This is a genomic window from Mesorhizobium sp. M1403, assembly GCF_040317695.1.
In the GTDB taxonomy this organism is placed as follows: domain Bacteria; phylum Pseudomonadota; class Alphaproteobacteria; order Rhizobiales; family Rhizobiaceae; genus Mesorhizobium.
In genome coordinates, this window is the sequence record NZ_JAMYKY010000025.1 from 14,310 (window position 1) to 31,644 (window position 17,335).

General features: G+C 61.6%; 14 protein-coding genes. 11 read left to right on the forward strand and 3 right to left on the reverse strand.

Features of this window, described 5'->3' with window-relative positions; all coding sequences use genetic code 11:
- Positions 1 to 83: 83 nt before the first annotated feature.
- Genes NKH01_RS28095 through NKH01_RS28130 form a run of 8 tightly spaced genes read left to right on the forward strand, consistent with a single transcriptional unit; the run spans position 84 to position 7,728 of the window.
- Positions 84 to 1,025, forward strand: coding sequence for an ABC transporter permease (locus NKH01_RS28095; RefSeq protein WP_352910055.1), 942 nt, complete (start codon positions 84 to 86; stop codon positions 1,023 to 1,025).
- Positions 1,025 to 1,888 (forward strand): ABC transporter permease, encoded by an 864-nt coding sequence (locus tag NKH01_RS28100; protein WP_353005106.1) that lies wholly within the window; start codon positions 1,025 to 1,027, stop codon positions 1,886 to 1,888. The genes NKH01_RS28095 and NKH01_RS28100 overlap by 1 nt, the downstream gene beginning before the upstream one ends.
- Positions 1,888 to 3,111: an amidohydrolase/deacetylase family metallohydrolase gene (locus tag NKH01_RS28105; RefSeq protein WP_353023426.1), complete on the forward strand. Its 1,224-nt coding sequence runs from the start codon at positions 1,888 to 1,890 to the stop codon at positions 3,109 to 3,111. The genes NKH01_RS28100 and NKH01_RS28105 overlap by 1 nt, the downstream gene beginning before the upstream one ends.
- The gene (locus NKH01_RS28110; RefSeq protein WP_353023427.1) at positions 3,108 to 4,127 is read left to right on the forward strand and encodes an ABC transporter ATP-binding protein; all 1,020 of its coding nucleotides are present in this window, start codon (positions 3,108 to 3,110) and stop codon (positions 4,125 to 4,127) included. The genes NKH01_RS28105 and NKH01_RS28110 overlap by 4 nt, the downstream gene beginning before the upstream one ends.
- A complete protein-coding gene (locus NKH01_RS28115) occupies positions 4,124 to 5,116 on the forward strand; it encodes an ABC transporter ATP-binding protein (protein WP_353005110.1) in 993 nt (330 codons plus the stop codon). The genes NKH01_RS28110 and NKH01_RS28115 overlap by 4 nt, the downstream gene beginning before the upstream one ends.
- A 13-nt stretch (positions 5,117 to 5,129) precedes the next feature.
- The gene (locus NKH01_RS28120; protein ID WP_352639600.1) at positions 5,130 to 5,621 is read left to right on the forward strand and encodes a RidA family protein; all 492 of its coding nucleotides are present in this window, start codon (positions 5,130 to 5,132) and stop codon (positions 5,619 to 5,621) included.
- A 28-nt stretch (positions 5,622 to 5,649) separates the two neighbouring features.
- Positions 5,650 to 6,849, forward strand: coding sequence for an aminotransferase class V-fold PLP-dependent enzyme (locus NKH01_RS28125; protein WP_353023430.1), 1,200 nt, complete (start codon positions 5,650 to 5,652; stop codon positions 6,847 to 6,849).
- Between the two features lie 57 nt (positions 6,850 to 6,906).
- Positions 6,907 to 7,728 (forward strand): IclR family transcriptional regulator, encoded by an 822-nt coding sequence (locus tag NKH01_RS28130; RefSeq protein WP_352910051.1) that lies wholly within the window; start codon positions 6,907 to 6,909, stop codon positions 7,726 to 7,728.
- Between the two features lie 268 nt (positions 7,729 to 7,996).
- Here NKH01_RS28130 and NKH01_RS28135 read toward each other — a convergent pair whose 3' ends face one another.
- The 3 genes from NKH01_RS28135 to NKH01_RS28145 form a co-directional block, all read right to left on the reverse strand.
- Complete coding sequence (locus tag NKH01_RS28135; protein ID WP_353023432.1) at positions 7,997 to 9,586, reverse strand: hypothetical protein; 1,590 nt, start codon at positions 9,584 to 9,586, stop codon at positions 7,997 to 7,999.
- Between the two features lie 464 nt (positions 9,587 to 10,050).
- A complete protein-coding gene (locus NKH01_RS28140) occupies positions 10,051 to 10,383 on the reverse strand; it encodes a hypothetical protein (protein WP_023718481.1) in 333 nt (110 codons plus the stop codon).
- A gap of 140 nt (positions 10,384 to 10,523) precedes the next feature.
- On the reverse strand, positions 10,524 to 11,018 hold the full coding sequence (locus NKH01_RS28145; RefSeq protein WP_031193811.1) for a hypothetical protein: 495 nt from the start codon (positions 11,016 to 11,018) through the stop codon (positions 10,524 to 10,526).
- Positions 11,019 to 11,252: 234 nt separating this feature from the next.
- Between NKH01_RS28145 and NKH01_RS28150 the strand changes: the two genes are divergently transcribed.
- The 3 genes from NKH01_RS28150 (at position 11,253) to NKH01_RS28160 (ending at position 17,328) form a co-directional block, all read left to right on the forward strand.
- A complete protein-coding gene (locus NKH01_RS28150; RefSeq protein ID WP_353023434.1) occupies positions 11,253 to 14,330 on the forward strand; it encodes an AfsR/SARP family transcriptional regulator in 3,078 nt (1,025 codons plus the stop codon).
- A 453-nt stretch (positions 14,331 to 14,783) separates the two neighbouring features.
- A complete protein-coding gene (locus NKH01_RS28155; RefSeq protein WP_023718478.1) occupies positions 14,784 to 15,239 on the forward strand; it encodes a hypothetical protein in 456 nt (151 codons plus the stop codon).
- Between the two features lie 277 nt (positions 15,240 to 15,516).
- Positions 15,517 to 17,328: a hypothetical protein gene (locus tag NKH01_RS28160; protein ID WP_353023436.1), complete on the forward strand. Its 1,812-nt coding sequence runs from the start codon at positions 15,517 to 15,519 to the stop codon at positions 17,326 to 17,328.
- Positions 17,329 to 17,335 lie beyond the last annotated feature (7 nt).

Here is a 17,335-nt window from a genome sequence, read left to right on the forward strand (position 1 = left end):
AGGATAGGCGGCCGGGTGCCGGCCGACAAAGAACCGTGGCGCCCGGCAAACCGTTCGATGATTGCTCAGGGACTATAACGCAGATGCTGCGCTCAATCCTCAACAGACTTCTCGGCATGATCGTCGTCATGGCGCTGGTCGTCACGATCGTGTTCGTCATCGTACGGGTGACGCCCGGCGATCCGGCGGCAGTTATGCTGGGTCCAGACGCCACGGCCGCCGATATAACCGCGCTGCGGTCCAAGCTCGGGCTCGACGGTTCCATCCTCGAACAGTTCGGGCGCTACGTTCTCGATGTCGTCCAAGGCGACTTCGGCCAGTCGATCTTCCTCGGCGAGCCGGTCACGACCGCGCTCGCCCAACGCGCCGAACCGACGTTTTTTCTCACCGTCTTCTCCCTGGTAATCGCAACGCTCATCGCGCTGCCGGTCGGAATCCTGTCGGCCTATAAGCGTGGCTCTATCTTCGACCAGGCGGCAACTACCATTGCCATGTTCGCAGCCAGCGTGCCGAGCTTCTGGCTCGGCCTTGTGTTCATTCAGTTCTTCGCCGTGAAGCTCGGCTGGTTCGACACATCTGGCTATGGCGGGCCGGGAGCTTCGTTTGCCGACCGGCTTGATCATCTGGTGCTGCCGGCGCTGGCGCTCGGTCTCATAAGCTCGGCATTGATCACCCGCTTCACGCGCGCCTCGATGCTCGACGTGCTCAATGACGACTATGTGCGGACCGCCCGGTCCAAAGGCATGAGCGAATGGCGTGTGGTGCTGAAGCATGCCTTCAGAAATGCCTTGATCCCCATCCTCACCGTCATCGGCCTGACCGCGGCACTGCTCATCTCCGGTGCGGTGGTGACCGAGACGGTGTTCGGTCTGCCCGGCGTCGGCAGCTTGGTCGTCTCGGCGGTGTTACGGCGCGACTATCCGGTTATCCAAGGCGCGCTGCTGGTCATTGCCGGGCTGTACGTCCTGGTCAATTTCGCCATCGACATGCTCTATCTGGCTGTCGATCCGAGGGTTCGCTACTGATGGCCGCTATCTCGGTGCCGCTCCAGGCGGAGCCAAATATGCTTTCGCGGCTGACGACCCGGCCGACGGCGGCGGTGGGCATCGCCGTACTGATCGCCATCGTGCTCGCCGCGATCCTCGCGCCGGTCATCGCCCCCTACGCACCGACCAAGCTCTCCATTGCCAGTCGCCTGCATCCGCCGAGCCTCGACCACCTGTTCGGCACCGACGATCTTGGGCGCGATATCTTTACCCGCATGCTCTACGCCGCGCGCACTTCGCTGGCGGTCGGCTTTGCTGTCGTGATCTTCGCCTCGATCATCGGTGTCGTTTTGGGACTGACTTCCGGCTTCTTCAGAAGGCTCGACGCGCCGGTGTCGCGGTTGATCGACGCCATGATGGCTTTTCCCGACATATTGCTCGCAATTGCGCTCGTGGCCGCACTTGGCGCTACCGCCGTCAATGTCGTGGTCGCCCTCGGCGTGGTTTATGCGCCGCGGCTCGCACGCGTCGTGCGCGCCTCGACGCTGGTCATTCGCGAACTGCCCTATGTCGAGGCGGCCCGCGCACTCGGCGTGCCGACCCCGATTATCCTGGTGCGGCACGTACTGCGCAACGTCACCTCTCCATTGCTGGTGCAGGCAACCTTCATCTTCGCCAACGCCATCCTGGCAGAGGCCGGTCTGTCCTTCCTCGGCGTTGGCATATCGCCCGACATCCCGACCTGGGGCACAATGATCGCCACCGGCCGTCAATACATGGATCAGGCCGGCTGGATCATGATGTTTCCGGGCGGCGCCATCGTCATCACCGTGCTGTCGCTGCAGCTCGTCGGCGACGGCTTGCGCGATCTTCTCGACCCTCGTCTGGCAAAGGACATCTGATGTTCAGCAATCGCTCTTCCCAAACCGAAAGGCCGCTGTTGATCCGGGGCGCAAAACCAGTCGGCTTCGGCGGCGAATTTGGCCAGACGATCGACGTGCTGATCGGCAAGAATGGCCGTATCGCCGAAACCGGTTCGACCATTGCCGCCGGCGAGGATGTGAAGATGCTTGACGCCAATGGCGCGTTCCTGTCGCCCGGCTGGACCGATCTTCACGTGCATGTCTGGTACGGCGGCACCGACATTTCGCTGCGGCCGCAGCAATGTGGCGCCGCCCGAGGCGTCACCACGATGGTCGATGCCGGCTCAGCCGGCGAAGCCAATTTCCACGGCTTTCGCGAGTTCATCATAGAGCCGGCGCGAGAGAATATATACGCGTTCCTGAACATAGGTTCGATCGGTCTCGTCGCCTGCAACCGTGTCAGCGAGCTGACCGACATGCGCTCGATCGACATCGACCGCACCATTGCAACCGTCGAGGCCAACCGCGACGTCATCGTCGGACTGAAGGTGCGTGCCAGCCACGTCATTACCGGCGGCTGGGACCTGACGCCGGTCCGGCTGGCGAAGAAGCTCGGCCGCATCCTCAAGCTGCCGCTGATGGTGCACGTTGGTGAGCCGCCGCCACTCTATGACGATGTTCTCGGCCTGCTGAGCGAAGGCGACATCGTCACTCATTGCTTCAATGGCAAGGCCGGCGGCTCGATCATCGAGGACGACGATCTTTATCGGCTCGCCGAGGATGCGGCGCAGCGCGGCATTGTGCTTGATGTCGGCCACGGCGGCGCCTCGTTCTCCTTCGATGTCGCCAAGGCGGCGCTCGAGCGCGGTCTGCCGCCGAAGACGATCTCGACCGATCTGCACAACCGCTCGCTCGACGGCCCGGTGTGGGATATGGCAACCACCATGTCGAAGCTGTTGTCGCTCGGCATGGCATTCGACGATGTGGTGACGGCCTCGACGACGGCGCCGCGCCGCGCCATCCGGTTGCCCGCCGACGGACTGCTGGAAAAGGGCAGGCCGGCAGAATTCACTTTGTTCGACCTCGCCGACGCCGAGCTCACCGTGAAGGATTCGCAAGGGGCGACAAGCACGCTGCACCGGCTGTTCCAGCCTCGCCACGCTATCCTCGGTGCCGAGGCGATCATTGCCCACCGCCACCTGCCGCCGGAAGGTTCTGCGGGCAGTGTGCACGTCTGTCCGCATTGCGGGTGGAAATCATGAGCGGCGCGATCGCCAGCGACGTCATCCTGTCGGTTCGGGACTTGCGGACCTGGTTTCAGACCCGCCGTCCTACCGCCAAGGCGGTCGATGGCGTCACCTTCGACCTGAAGCACGGCAAGACGCTGGCCGTGGTCGGAGAATCCGGTTCCGGCAAGTCGGTGACCAGCCTGTCGATCATGGGCCTGCTGTCACGGCCCGGAAGGATCGCCGGCGGCCAGATATTGTTCCGCGACCGGCAGGAGCGTGTCCACGACCTCGCCGGATTTACTCAGAAGGAATTCCGCAAGGTCCGCGGTCGGGAAATCGCGATGATTTTCCAGGAGCCGATGACCAGCCTCAACCCGCTCTTCACGGTCGGCGATCAGATCGGCGAAATGATCGCGGTGCACGAGCCGGTGACCCGGGAGCAAGCGCGCAGCCGTGCGCTCGCCATGCTGAAGCATGTCGAGATTCCGGACGCCGTCTCGCGGCTCGACGACTATCCGCACCAGATGTCCGGCGGCATGCGCCAGCGCGTCATGATCGCCATGGCACTCGCCTGCAGTCCGTCGCTGCTGATCGCCGACGAGCCGACTACGGCCCTCGACGTCACCATCCAGGCGCAGATCCTTGATCTCTTGCGTCGCCTGCAGGTCGAGATGGGCATGTCGATCCTTTTCATCACCCACAATCTTGGTGTCGTCGCCGAGATCGCCCATGATGTCGTCGTCATGTATGGCGGCCGTGTCGTCGAGCAGGCACCGGTCAACGACCTGTTTGCGCACCAGCGCCATCCCTACACGAGGGGGCTGCTGGCCTGTACGCCCAATGCCGCGCGCGACATCGGTGACGACGGCAAGCGCCGGGCGCTCTATTCCATTCCCGGCAGCGTGCCGCCGATCACCGCATTGCCGCCGGGTTGCGCCTTCGAGCCGCGCTGTGACTTCGCCATTGCGCCCTGTCGCGCGGCACCGCCGCCATTAATGCCGGCAGGGCCGCATGGCGCTTCCCGTTGCATCAGGAGTGCAGAGCTGTGAGCGCCGGGGTGATACCAAGTCGTGCGGCGACTGCGCCATTGCTCAGCGTGCAGGGTCTGACAAAGCACTTTCCCGCCCGCAATGGCCGCATCGTTCATGCTGTCGAGGATGTCAGCTTCGATGTCGGACGCGGCTCGACGGTCGGGCTGGTCGGCGAGTCCGGCTCTGGCAAGACCACCGCCGGGCGCGCCATCCTCAGGCTGGTGGAGCCGACCAGAGGCAAAGCGCTGTTCGACGGCGTCGATCTGTTTTCGCTGTCCGCACGTGAAATGCGCAGCTACCGGCAAAAGCTGCAGATCGTGTTCCAGGATCCATTCTCCAGCCTCAACCCGCGCATGCGCATCGCCGCCATCATCGGCGAGGCCCTCGACGCGCGCGGCTTTCCGCGAGGCAAGCGACGTGCCGACAGGGTCGCCGAACTGCTGACCCTGGTCGGCCTGTCGCCTGATCACGCCACGCGCTACCCGCACGAATTCTCCGGCGGCCAGCGCCAGCGCATCGGCATTGCGCGCGCGCTCGCCGTCGAGCCGGAATTCGTCGTCGCCGACGAGCCGGTCTCGGCGCTTGACGTGTCCGTGCAGGCGCAGGTGCTCAACTTGCTCGGCGAGTTGCAAAAGCGGCTCGGCCTGACGCTGCTGTTCATCGCGCATGACCTCTCGGTGGTCGAATACCTTTGCGACGAAGTGGTGGTGATGTATCTCGGGCGCGTCATGGAGCGTGGTCCGAGCCGTCTTCTCTACGCCGCGCCGCGGCACCCATACACCAGGGCATTGCTGGCGACAGCACCCGTGCCCGACCCGACCCGCCGCCGCACCCACGTCGCCTTGCATGGTGATATCCCAAGCCCGATTGACCCGCCTTCCGGCTGTGTCTTCCGCACGCGCTGTCCGGAGGCAATTGCCGCCTGCGCCGGGATCATTCCGCCCGTCGACGATATCGGCGGCGGGCATCACGTGGCCTGCATCCGGCACAACGAAAAAACGATCTGATTGGAGTTTGTGTATGACTTTTTCCGAGCTCATGAAGCGACCGGAAAGCACGCCCTACGACCGGCTTTTGGCGCTTGGAATAACGCTGCCCGAGGCGCCGCCGCCGATCGCCAATTTTGTCACACACGTGCAGGAGGGCAAGCTGCTGTTCCTATCCGGCCAGGGGCCGAGTGAGGCCGACGGCCGGGTCTATACAGGCAAGGTCGGTGCCGACGTGACGGTCGATCAGGCCTATGCCCATGCGCGGCTGACCGGTGTCAACCTCATTGCCGTCATGCAGGCAGCGCTCGGCGATCTGTGCCGCGTGCGACGTGTGGTAAAGCTGTTCGGCATGGTAAACGCCACGCCGGATTTCGCCGACCACCCCGCAGTGATCAACGGCTGCTCGGACCTGCTCATCGACGTTTTCGGCGAGCGCGGCACCCATGCCCGCTCTGCGGTGGGTCACGGATCACTGCCGGGAGGGATCAGCGTCGAAATTGAAGCCGTCATCGCCGTTGATTAGTCGCATCGAATAGTCGGAGCACAAGACCATGCCTGTCGAAGATATCCGCAGCCAGTTGGGCCTCAGGCCCGTCATCAACGTCTCAGGCACGATGACCTCGCTCGGCGCCTCCATTGTCGTTCCCACGGCTGTCGAGGCTGTGTCCGGCATTCTCACCGAGTTTGTCGAAATGGCCGATCTGCATCGCAAGGCCAGCGCCGTGATCGCCGAATTGACGGGCGCGGAGGCCGGTTTCATCACCGCCTCCTGTTCCGCGGCAATCAGCCTGGCCGTGGCGGCCAGCATGACGGGCCCGGACCTTGCCGCGATCGAACGGCTGCCGGATACCGCTGGACTGAAAGACGAGATCGTCATCCAGTCCGGCCACATGGTCAGCTACGGCGCACCGATCGAACAGGCGATCCGTCTCGCCGGCGCCAAGGTCGTGCCGGTCGGTCAGGCGACCAGCGCCTCGGCGTATCAGCTCTCAGGCGCTATCACCGAGCGCACTGCTGCAGCAATCTACGTCGTGTCGCACCATGTCGTCGAGTATGGGCAAATCCCGCTGAAGATGTTCGTCGAAACCGCCCATGCACGCGGGGTCCCGGTCATCGTCGACGCAGCGTCCGAATACGATCTGGCGGGCTTTCTCGCCAGCGGAGCCGATCTGGTGCTGTATTCGGGTCACAAATTCCTGGGCGGCCCGACATCCGGTATCGTCGCAGGCACGAAGGCGCGGGTGCGCGACGTCTACTTGCAGAACCGGGGCATCGGGCGCGGCATGAAGGTCGGCAAGGAAGGCATCGTCGGTGCGCTCGCTGCTCTCCAGGCCTGGAAAACGCGTGACCATGCGGGTATTCGCGCTCGCGAACGCCGAGCGCTCGACTGCTGGGCGCAAGCACTCGAGGGGCGGCCTGGCGTCACCGCCGCTATCGTACCCGACCCGACCAGCAATCCGCTCGATCGCTTGAAGGTGTGGGTGAATGCCGCCGAATCGCGCATTACAGCCTGGGATCTGGCCGACCGGCTGGCAGCTGGCAATCCGCCGGTGGTCGTCCGCGATCATGAAGTCGAGCACGGCTATTTCTTCCTCGATCCATGCAATTTGCATCCCGACGAAGAATTCATTGTGGCGGCACGGCTTGCCGAGGAGCTTGATGGCGCGCGCAAGTCGAATGCGATCATCGCCACACCATGGAACGAGCGTCTCATGGCCCGCGAGGCTGCGATCCTCAACTGGCCGGATTGAGGCTGGCTGTGGTAAATGCCCCGGCTGCCTTACAGTGCCCGCAAAACCGAGAATGCCATGCCCACGATAGCGCCCGACCTGCACCTGAACCCCGCCGAAGACCCGCGGGAACCCCGCCGCTCGCGCACCAGCGGTATCGACCGTGCGCTGCAGATACTCGACTATCTGCAAAAGCAGGGGCGGCCAGCAACTGCATATGAGATAGCGCACGACATCGGCGCCCCCCTGTCGACGATCTACGTCATCGTCGACGATCTGGTCGAAAAGGAACTGCTGGACCGCAAGGACGGCGGCCTGCTCTGGCTGGGTCCGCGGCTCTATCAGTACGGCCTGACCTACGCTCGCACATTGGACCTGCTCAACGTGGCAACGCAGGAGATGCACGAACTGGCTCAGAGTTCGAAAGAGACGATCCAGCTATGCGGCCGTGACGGTGACCATATGGTCGTGCTTGCGATGGAAGAGGGCAAAGATCATTTCCAGGTTACATCTCGCGTCGGGACCCGGACGCCGCTGAACTGGACCGCGTCGGGCCGGCTGCTCGTCGGCCATTTGCCGGAAGCCGAACGCCGCGCCATTTTCGCCCGATCCGCGATCGCCTCTCCGACCGGTCGAGCCGAGACGGACGAGGATGTGCTCGCTCGGGCGGCCGCCACAGCACTGGAGCTGGGCCTGTCCATCCAGGCTGGTGAATCTGACTTTTCAGTTGCCTGCATTGCGGCTCCCATCCGTGACAATCAAGGAGCCTGCCGTGCGACGATCTCGATCGTCGTCCCGGATATGAAGCTGAAGCAAAAGAACCCGGATTTGATTACGATGGTCAAGACCAGTGCGCGCCGCATCGAGTCGCGGCTCGGTTGGCGAGCCGACCGGCCATAACGAACGCCCGGCGCGAGTTGGCAAAATCGCGGGATGGTGCGCTTCTGCACATCCCGCTCACCGAACCAGAAATGATCCCATTGGGCTCAGCAGCCCGTCCAGACGAAAATTTGACGCATTGAACCGACGGGCGCCGAGTCTCCAGCCGTTCCAATCAAGCCTGCGCTCGCTCTTCAAGCTGGCCGATCTGGTGGTTTTCGGTGCCTGACAGGCTTGAGCAGTGAAACGAGAATGTGCTCTCTGGCCTGTTGATCAGACGCTCCCGTCGTCAGGCAACCGAGTACAGCGTCATCGCTGCATCAAAGCCGCGCTGACCTCTCGGGTCGAGGGCTGCCCTGATCCCCAGGGATCCGGGGCCCCGTGCGGTGTGGCCGCGCGCGCCGAGCCTCGCGTCGCCGAAGAGGCCCGAGGCGATGTCGAAGCCCAGAGTGTACATGCCGGGCGGCTCTGCAGTGCGGGCAGCCTTAAAGGCATCCGTCGAGGTCTTCTCCGCGATCTTCGCGCCGACGGTCGCGAGGCCGAGTTGCGCATTCCGGGCGACAATGAAGAACGCTGAATCCTCGCAGCCAACGCGCTCGTCAGCATCAAGGCCATCCATGAAAAGCTGCTTTCCCGGGCCCCATAGCGTGTCTGCTCCGGGCATCGCGACGCCAATATCAAACCCGGTCTTGGCGGGGCCGTCTGGCTCTAGTTCTCGCATCCCGCTCAACAACGCGTCGCGGCTGACCATCATTTTTCCCTTGTCTGCATAAACCCTTTTCAGCCCCTTCGCGCCTTCCGGAAATGGATCGGGCGTCAGCCCTTGCGGGAAACGCCGGGCCGGCGTCTGCTTCGCGGCGAAATCAACCGGCAGGCACGCTGTTTTAGGATCGTTGATCGCCGCGGCGGCGGCTTGCGCGATGATGTCTATATCGACTTGGAAACCACGGAATGCCTCCTGAACCATCTGCAGGGTTGTCGGTGCCGTGAAGGTGAACTTGCCTGGATTGAGCGTAATGAAGTCCATCAGGTTCATCTGGTCTAGCCGGCTGCTGCGCTCCTTCGCGCACTCAACCAGAACATCCTGGGCTTGCCGGACCTGCGCTGCGTTCGGCGGGATCGGTCCATCTGCGATGGAGATTGGAGCTAGGGTGACGAAATAAGGAACGGCATTGGCGTTCGGATCGGTCTGGAATGCGTTCAGCCATTGCTGGAGAAGCCCATACATCTGGCTGGGATCCGTTACGTCCCCCATGATCAGATTGATCGGGCCGCCTTCGTGGTAGACGGTCGTGCGCACGTCTTCATGGAAATGCCTCTGCATGCTCTCCATTTTCATCTTGGCGTCGGCAGAAAACAGCCCGTAGGACCCCGACAACTCCATCGAAACGGCTTGGGCCTCCTCGGAACTGGCTGTATCCATCTGCAGGACGGCCAGGAACATCCCGCCGCGTCCTACCCCGTTCACGAACATGTTCCCGTAGCGTGATTGGAAGAGCTCGGGATTGCTCGATATCGCCGCCGCCGAGCCGCTCAGCTTTGGTTCGTCGATGCCGTGAAAGGGCAGCGTTACTTTGGCGGAGATGAGCAGGAACAGGGAACTGCTCTGGATCTTGGAACTTTGGGCGAAGTCAAACCTTCCGGACGCGGAGAAGCACCCGCACCCGCCGCTCGCTTCGACATTGATGCTCAGCGACTTTTCGAGTTCGGCGGTGGTGTGAATACGGCGTATGTCGAATGAAGATATGGACCCCATTGCATCGTCGACGCCGGAAAATGCGCCATCGACGACATGACCCATCGGACTACCCGTCGCAAGATCGACACCTTTTCCATAGTCGTAGCCGGGAGAGTAAGGTACGGTTACTTGAGTAAGCATTTCAATCTCCTGATGGGCCTATTGGCATTACTCTTAAATAAACCAGTTCAGCAGAGTATAATCTGCATGATTCTATCTGGCCGCCAGAGTGCAGTCTAAGGGGCTAGTTGGCGGCGTCCTCCCCACATTCCTAGCAGGAAGGCTCAAGCGTCGTCGGGAGGCGCTACCCCAAGCCATCTGTCGAGTTCCCGTTTCGGAACCAAAATTACAGGGCCGGGCGCTCCGCCCCGGGAACAGCTCCCAGACGTCTTTGATGTCCATGACCTTCTCTGCAAGGTCTTCAAAGAACGGTCCGACCGGAACCGATCCATGCATGTCAAGAAGCTCGATCGGAACCGGATCGCTCGCCGAGCTTGAGTTCGGAGCAGTTCCTGGCGCGGAGAGGCCACCCTCGCCGGAGGCACCAGACATCCAAGGCGGAGCAGGCGCGATCCTGCTTCGAGTGCGGATCGCGCATGCTAGAGCTAGTCTGATACGGATTGGACGAGGATGGTGATGTCGTAACTGGCATCCGCGCCCTGCACGTTTTTCACGGTTTGGAAATCCATGATCGCGGACAGGTCGATCATCCCTATCTCGTCATCGCCTGAAAGGTCGGTCTCGATAATATTAAGGTAGAATTCACCGGCTGGAACGATCTGTTTGATGTCGAGATTGTAGTCGTTTCCCGGAGTGAAGGATCCAATCGGGAAGCGAACAGGACCCATCACTCCAACAAGGTCGTCAGAACCTGTATAGTCGTTCGTCGAATGACATTTGATGCGGCTTATGTTCAGAGAGTAGGGACGCATGGTCATTGCTCCATCAACTTGTTGCGAGACGGAATGCTCACCTGCCCGAGCTTACGAATGGCTTACGGGGTGGTCACGGCCCGCTGCTTTCTGCTCGCTGAGGTGTTGTCGGCGACCGTGGACATCACCCGATGCCTGTCGCGCGGTCAGTCAATCCGGTAAATGACGTAGTAGGCCGAACCCTCAATCGCTGAGCGGGCGATCTTGGCGATTGGACCCATGCCTTGTTCTTCCTTGTCCATGGTGACGGAGCCGAGTGGATCGTTGCCATTAAGAGGGCCGTCTTCATCCCAAAGAGAGAGATTCTGGCTATACTCGAACGGCAGCACGAGGCCAGGTTCGAACGACTGGTCCGCATTGACTTCCCTGGTGGCTCCGGGAGAGGGCCAGACAGCGTCATCGACATTGCCTTCAGTCCCGGTGGTGATGAACAGGTTGTCCGGATCGGCCCGTATGGCGTCGATCGCTCCAAGAACGCTTGGCAGTGACTTGATCCCTTGCAGCAGGCTGCCGGCGAAGTCGTTCTGGATGAATTGCGGCGTCAGGCCCATGATGGCGTCGACTAGCGCCTGGTTGGCCGCGAAGTCGGTTCCGGTGGCGGGCTGGACACAATAGATGGTTTGAACGGTTGCGGTCGGCATGGTTTCCTCCATGAGTTGGAACGATGCCGACAGTGACCGAGCCGCGCTTACGTTTGGCTTACATGCTGAAATGACGCGCACCCGGCCCATCATCTGCTATAAGAGTGCAGCCTGGTGGATCTGGATGCGGCGGTGCACGGCGGCACGATAGCAAAACTTTCAATGCCAAGACCCGCGGGAATCTCGCGGCGGCCGCGCATTGCTGCACTGGTCGACAGGTGCCTGGAATCCGGCATGTGCTGGATTGCTGCCCCTGGCGGATACGGGAAGACCACCGCAGTCATCGATTACCTCCAGGAAAAGCGGGCTCCGCATGTCTGGTATCGCGTCGATGACGAGGACCAGGATATCGCCCGGCTGTTCTACTATCTGGCGATGTCGCCTGGGGCGCGGGAACTCAGCCTTCCTGTTTTCGGAACCGAATATGCGGAGGATGCTGCTGCATTCGCGCGTCTGTTCTTCCGCGCTTACTTGGCGCAGATGGTGCCGGACACGGTCATCGTCCTCGACGATATTCACCGTGCCGATACACCAGAATTCCGCGAAATTCTGGCTGTCCTGCTGCGGGAATTGCCCAACACGGTCCGGTGCATCTGCATATCGCGTACACTGCCTGGTGGGGGCGTGGCCGAACTCGCGCTCGCAGGCAAGCTGCCGGTCATCGGCCAGACGGCACTGGAATTCTCGGAGGACGAAGCACGCTGCCTCGTCGGTCTCAGGGAACCAGGCCATGAGAAGGGGATCGAGGTCGCCGCCGCCAAGGGGTGGGCGGTCGGCCTGGTCATGATCGCCAACCAGAAATCAAGTACCCCACAGTTGATGAGCGCCATGCCTCTGGGGCAGGGAAATTTCCAGGAGGTGGTCGGCAGACTGTTCCTGCAGAACGTTCCAGGCGACGACCAGAACACCCTGTTGAAGCTTAATCTGCTTCCCGAAATCAATTCCGGTCTTGCCGACGCCTTGCTCGGACCCAGAGTCGGCGGCCCGGTGCTGGAGCGGCTCTTTCAAATGCAGCTGTTGGTCACCCGAACAGGCCTCAGAGGCGGAGGATTCCAGTTCCACGACCTCCTGCGCGACTACCTGTCCAGGCTCTTCGAAGCGCGGCTGCCGCCGGAAGAGCAGGCAAGTTTGCGCGAAAGGGCAGCTCGGGTCCTGCGCGACGCAGGATTGGTCGACGCTGCCGTATCGATGGCTCTCCAAGCAGAAGCCTGGCCGCTTGCCCGCGAGTTGGTCATCGAGCACGCCGAGGCGATGCTGTCCCAAGGCCGCAGGGCTACCTTGATCGAATGGGGCACCAGATTTCCTGCTGAAGAACTGGAAGGCTGGCTTCTCCACTGGATCGGGGCCGCTCACGTTCCTGACGACGCCGCAGCCGAGCGATGGTTCTCACGGGCTTGGGAGGCGTTCGAGAAGGACGGCGATTTGCGGGGGCAGTGGCTGACCGTAATCCGCGCCGTGCTCGTAAAGACAAGCAGCTGGCGGACGCACGGGGGCCTGGACGGGTGGACGCGAAGGGCAGCCGCCATCCTTCGCGGGAGGCAACCCGATCTTGTCCCGAGAGAGCGGATGCTGGTTGGTGTCGGCATGTTGCGCGCGGTTGACTACGGCGAGGCCGACGAGGAGACCGCACAGGCAGGAGTGAAGATCGCCGACGAGCTCCTGCAACAGCTGTCGAATCCGACTGGTGAAGTTCCGGTTGACCTGAGATTGCTTGCCAGTGAAGCCCTTGTTGATCATGCGGTCTGGTCAGGGCGGCAGGACATCTTCGAACAGGCGGTCGACAGCGTCGCTTCCGAATTGAATGACCCGAAGGTGACGCCTTGGGTGCTTGGCATGTGGTTGGTCTCTTTCGGCGCCGCCAGCGGCAGGTATTTTTCATTCTCGAGGCGCGGGTTTCCACATGCCTCGGCCGAAGACGCCCTTCGCAAGGCGATCGAGATGGGCGAGAGGGAAGCCCTGAAAAGCGTCGAGTTCAGCGGTCTCTACCATCTCCAGCTGCTGCTCAAGCTGCGCAATGATTTCGCCGGCTTCGCAGATCTCGTGACAAGGCTCGGCGAAATCGCGGACAGCCGCTTCACAACTCAGGTGGCCGTAGTCGCAGATTGCCGAGCCGCCATGCATGCGCGGCAAGGCAGCTTCGTCGAAGCCTACAGGGATTGCGACACGTTCATGACCGCGATCGAAGAGGCGAACGAGCCGATGGTCGAGCGCTGGCCGCATTATGTCACCAAATTCCAGGTTCTTCTCGCCGACAGAAGACCGGCTGAGGCCGCCTCGCTGTTGGCAGATGTCGTCGATCGGCTGGACGGCGGCCCGCGGGAACGGGTGAAGATTTGCATTCTTGCCGCTGCCGCTTTTGAAGAGAAATGGAGGGGCGGAGCCGCTTATGAAGAGAAACTGACGGAGTTCATGGCAGCCCTGAGGGCCGTCAACCCGTCTGCAATCCTACTCAACCTGCCCGATCTCCTCGCCGAACTGCTGGCGGATGCACTTGACCGCGGAATTGAAGCGGATCTCTGCCATTCGGTCATTCAGACGCGGCGTCTCGTCCCGCCAATGAGACGGCCTGCTAAATGGCCATGGCCACTGAAGATCTTTGTACTGGGCGGCTTCAGGATCGAGCTCGACGGAACTCAATTCGATCTCGGATCGAAATCGCCGACGCGTGCCCTCGATATCCTGCGGGTTCTCGCCCTGGCGCGCGACCAGACCTGTCCCCTCGAAAGCATTCATGACTGGCTTTGGCCCGATCTCGACGGGGATCAAGCCAAACCGGCGTGCGAGCAAGCCCTTCACCGCCTGCGCAAGACGCTCGGCAAGGGCGACTTCATCGTCCAGAGGGAGGGGCGGATCAGTCTGCCCCCGGATAAGGTGTGGGTCGACCTTGCTGATTGGGAAGCCCGTCTCAACCGCGGTCTTTCCAGGAAAGGGGATACGACAGCCCCCGAAAAGGAACAGCTTCTGGCGAGATTCCCCGGCCCGCCACTGTCACCGGGTTCTCTTCCGTCTTGGGCGATACCGGTGGCCGACAAGGTTCGGGACGGCTATATCGACCTGGCGATCAACGTCGGAAGACATTGGGAGAATGCCGGAGAAGGTTTCCGGGCGCGAGAAGCCTATCTGAGAGCACTCGAGTACTACCCAGATTCGGAAAGAGTGTACCAAGCCCTCATCAGGGAACGTCTGTCCAGCAGTGATCCTGCCGCAGCTGTAGACGACTTCTCGCGCTACGAAAGGGCGGTTGGAGCGAACGGGGAATACAAATCCTCACACGTGATCCGCACGCTGGTGCGTCCGTATCTGAGATCTTGAACGCCCAAAACCCGTAAGCCATCCGTGAGCTGCGTCTTGCCAGCGTGCTCCGAACCTCTTCTTTGCACGGCCCGATAACTTCACGGGCAATCCCAGGTCGATCGTGTGCGGGGCGGTTTTGTCTAACCAGCAATCCGGGATCGGAAACACTAAGAGACCGGAGCGATAAACTCTGCGCTTGGGCAGCGTACCTGCGTGTCCCCAGCGGCGTTCAAGACTACTCGCGCTGCGAGCGGGTGATAGACCGGCGGAACCGGGCTTTCGATGCAATCCACTTGCGTGTGGTTTCTTCCAGAGCGAATGAATCCAAAAAATTTCGATCTGTAAGCCATCCGTAAGCTGCGGTCAGAGAAACTCAATCCGTCGAAAACAAACAACCGCTTCGTCCGGCCCCTCGAGAGGCTACCCCGCTCGCGAAACCGCGCATGCAAGCAGCCCGATGAGGATCAAAACATGTCTACATGGCAGGATAGAGCATACCGGATATTAAATCTTTTCGAGGGTTCGGCCGACGAAGCTGGCGACCGGACCTGGCAGATTATGAACCACGTTCTCGACGAGAACAATCAGGACGACTACATCAGCAGAGACTTCTACAACGTCCAGCAGACCGCAGGCGGGCTGCCGGAAGGCGTCAGCTTCGAAGTCTTCCTGTCAGCGGTGTCCGGTCATGTCAGGGACGAGCTGCAAGGCGGAAGCTTCGACGAGGGGCTTGGCGATGATGACATTCGCACGGCAGGCCTCTCTTTCGACGACAACATTCGCCGGCATATCCGGTTCCTCAACGGAGTGGTCCACCAAGGCGCTCCCGGCGAGGTTCATCTCGGACTATGGGAGAGAATTCTGCAGGCCCGCGACAATGGCCGGAGTATCCACTCGCTGTATCACGATTACCTTGTCGATGCCTAGCCGGCTCAGACACTCACGGGTTTTGTCACAGGCACAGGTCCGCGGGAAGCCATCGCCCTAGTGACGCGTGCCCGGAAGGCACAGCCGCAGACTTCGGCTGGGAGATGCTCGGCAGCCAAGGAGGCGGCTGGGCCCGGCAAGGGCATTCCTGACCTGGTGATTGTCTGCTCGGCCGATGTCTGAACGAGACGTAACTTGCTCTTGGGCCAGGGCTCCCGGATCGACGGAGCGCGGGCTTTGCACATCCGCAACCTGACGTTGGTCTTTCCCCGTCCGCGTGACGATCCATGGTCCAACGCCGCAACAAACAAGGAGAGTTCTCATGCCTGGTAACGATCTTCAGGTCACCGGCGGCATCACGCAAGCACTGCTTGACGCGCTGAACCAGATACACACCGCCGTTGCGGCCCAGCTTGTGAATCCCGACGGCACGCCGTCTGGCTCGGCAGTCTACATGCACCTTCCAGTCGGCCAGCCGATCGACCCGAAGATGTATGCCAATCCCTGGACGCCCGCCGGCGGCAGCGCCTACGGCGCGGTTTCCACCACGGGCGCTTTCTCAGCACCACCCGCTCCCCCTTCTGCCGGAACGCCCGCGACGCCGGCCGGTCAGCTGGCCGCAATGCCGGCACCAGATCCCAGGCTGCAATTGGCGATCAGCAGCGCCTTCAACACGGCTCAACGGGTTGACGACATGTTGATGGTCACCAACAACGGGGTTGCGGTGTCGTGGCCCCAGCGAACCGTCAGTATCGAGTATTTCACAGCCCTGGCCGGCATGCAGGCGGAACCGATCCCTGAGCCCTCGACCGATATCAAGAAACGCATCGCCGATGCCCAGAAGACATTGTATCTGATGGATGCCGACGGCAATTTTACCGGCTATACGCCGCGCCACACCGCCTACAGACACAACCAGAAGGTGCTGGCAGATGCACGCAGCGAGTTCGCGCTCGCTTACTCCCAAGCCATGTCCGATCCTATCCAGGGACAGGCATGGCCGGTCACCAGCGCCAGATACCAGAACGCCGTCGACCAAGCCTATAACGACTTCAAGGATATGGGCGGGCAACAGATCGACGACGCGATTGCAACCCTTCAGTCCGTCGGCGGCAGCGCCGCGGCCGCCCTGATTGCCAAGGCCCGCAAGATGTACGACGAGTATAGCGTTGGTCTCGGTGGCGCCGTGGCAATCAAGGTGCCGTGGTCGTATATCGATCCGGTCTCCTGGTGGGATCACACCAACCATGACTTCGGGGTGATGAAAATCACCGCCACATCGAAACAGTACCAGGCGAGCGGTGGCGGCGGCCAACACAGCTTCGGACACAGTTTCTACAACAACGAGTCGTCATCAACATCGGGCAGCGTCGGCTACAGCGTTCTGGGTTTCGGCGCCTCAGCCAATGCATCGCACAGCGAGACCAGCCACAACGACGGTTGGAATGCCGACCAGTCCTCCTGGCAGTCGCATCAGGACAGCAGTTCTTCGGCAACTGTCACATTCGAGTGGTTCATGGCCAGCATCGAACGGCCATGGCTGCTTGGCGACCTTTTCCACATGGACGGCTGGTATCTCGCCGGTCAGAAGAAGAATGCGATCAGCGACGGGACCATCGAAGGTCAGATCGGCGACGTGCCCAAGCTGCTCCCGATGATCCCGAAGGGTTTTCTGATTGTTCGAAACGTGAAGATTACCGCTAATTCCTGGGGCAGCATGGGCAGCGCATTCCAGAGCGCCGTCGACAGCGCTAGCGGACACACGGAAAGCAGCTCCACCTCCTATGGCGGCAAGGTTGGTTGGTGCGGTATCGGCGGATCGGTCCAACATTCCAATTCGGACAGCAGCGGCGCATTCAGCAACCAGCACGATGCATCTCAGGGTTTTTCCTTCAGCAGCAATGAACACGGTGGAACGCTTGAACTTTTCGGTTCGCAGATCGTCGGCTGGGTAGGCCAGATACAGCCGGCCGCACCGCGCAAGGACGACCCTGCACTCAGCGCCGAAGTCGTGGCCAACCCTGCGACAGCCGCCAATGCCGGAGCGCCTGCGATACCGGCTGACGCGCCCGCTGCTCCGCAAGGCTGAGGTGTCC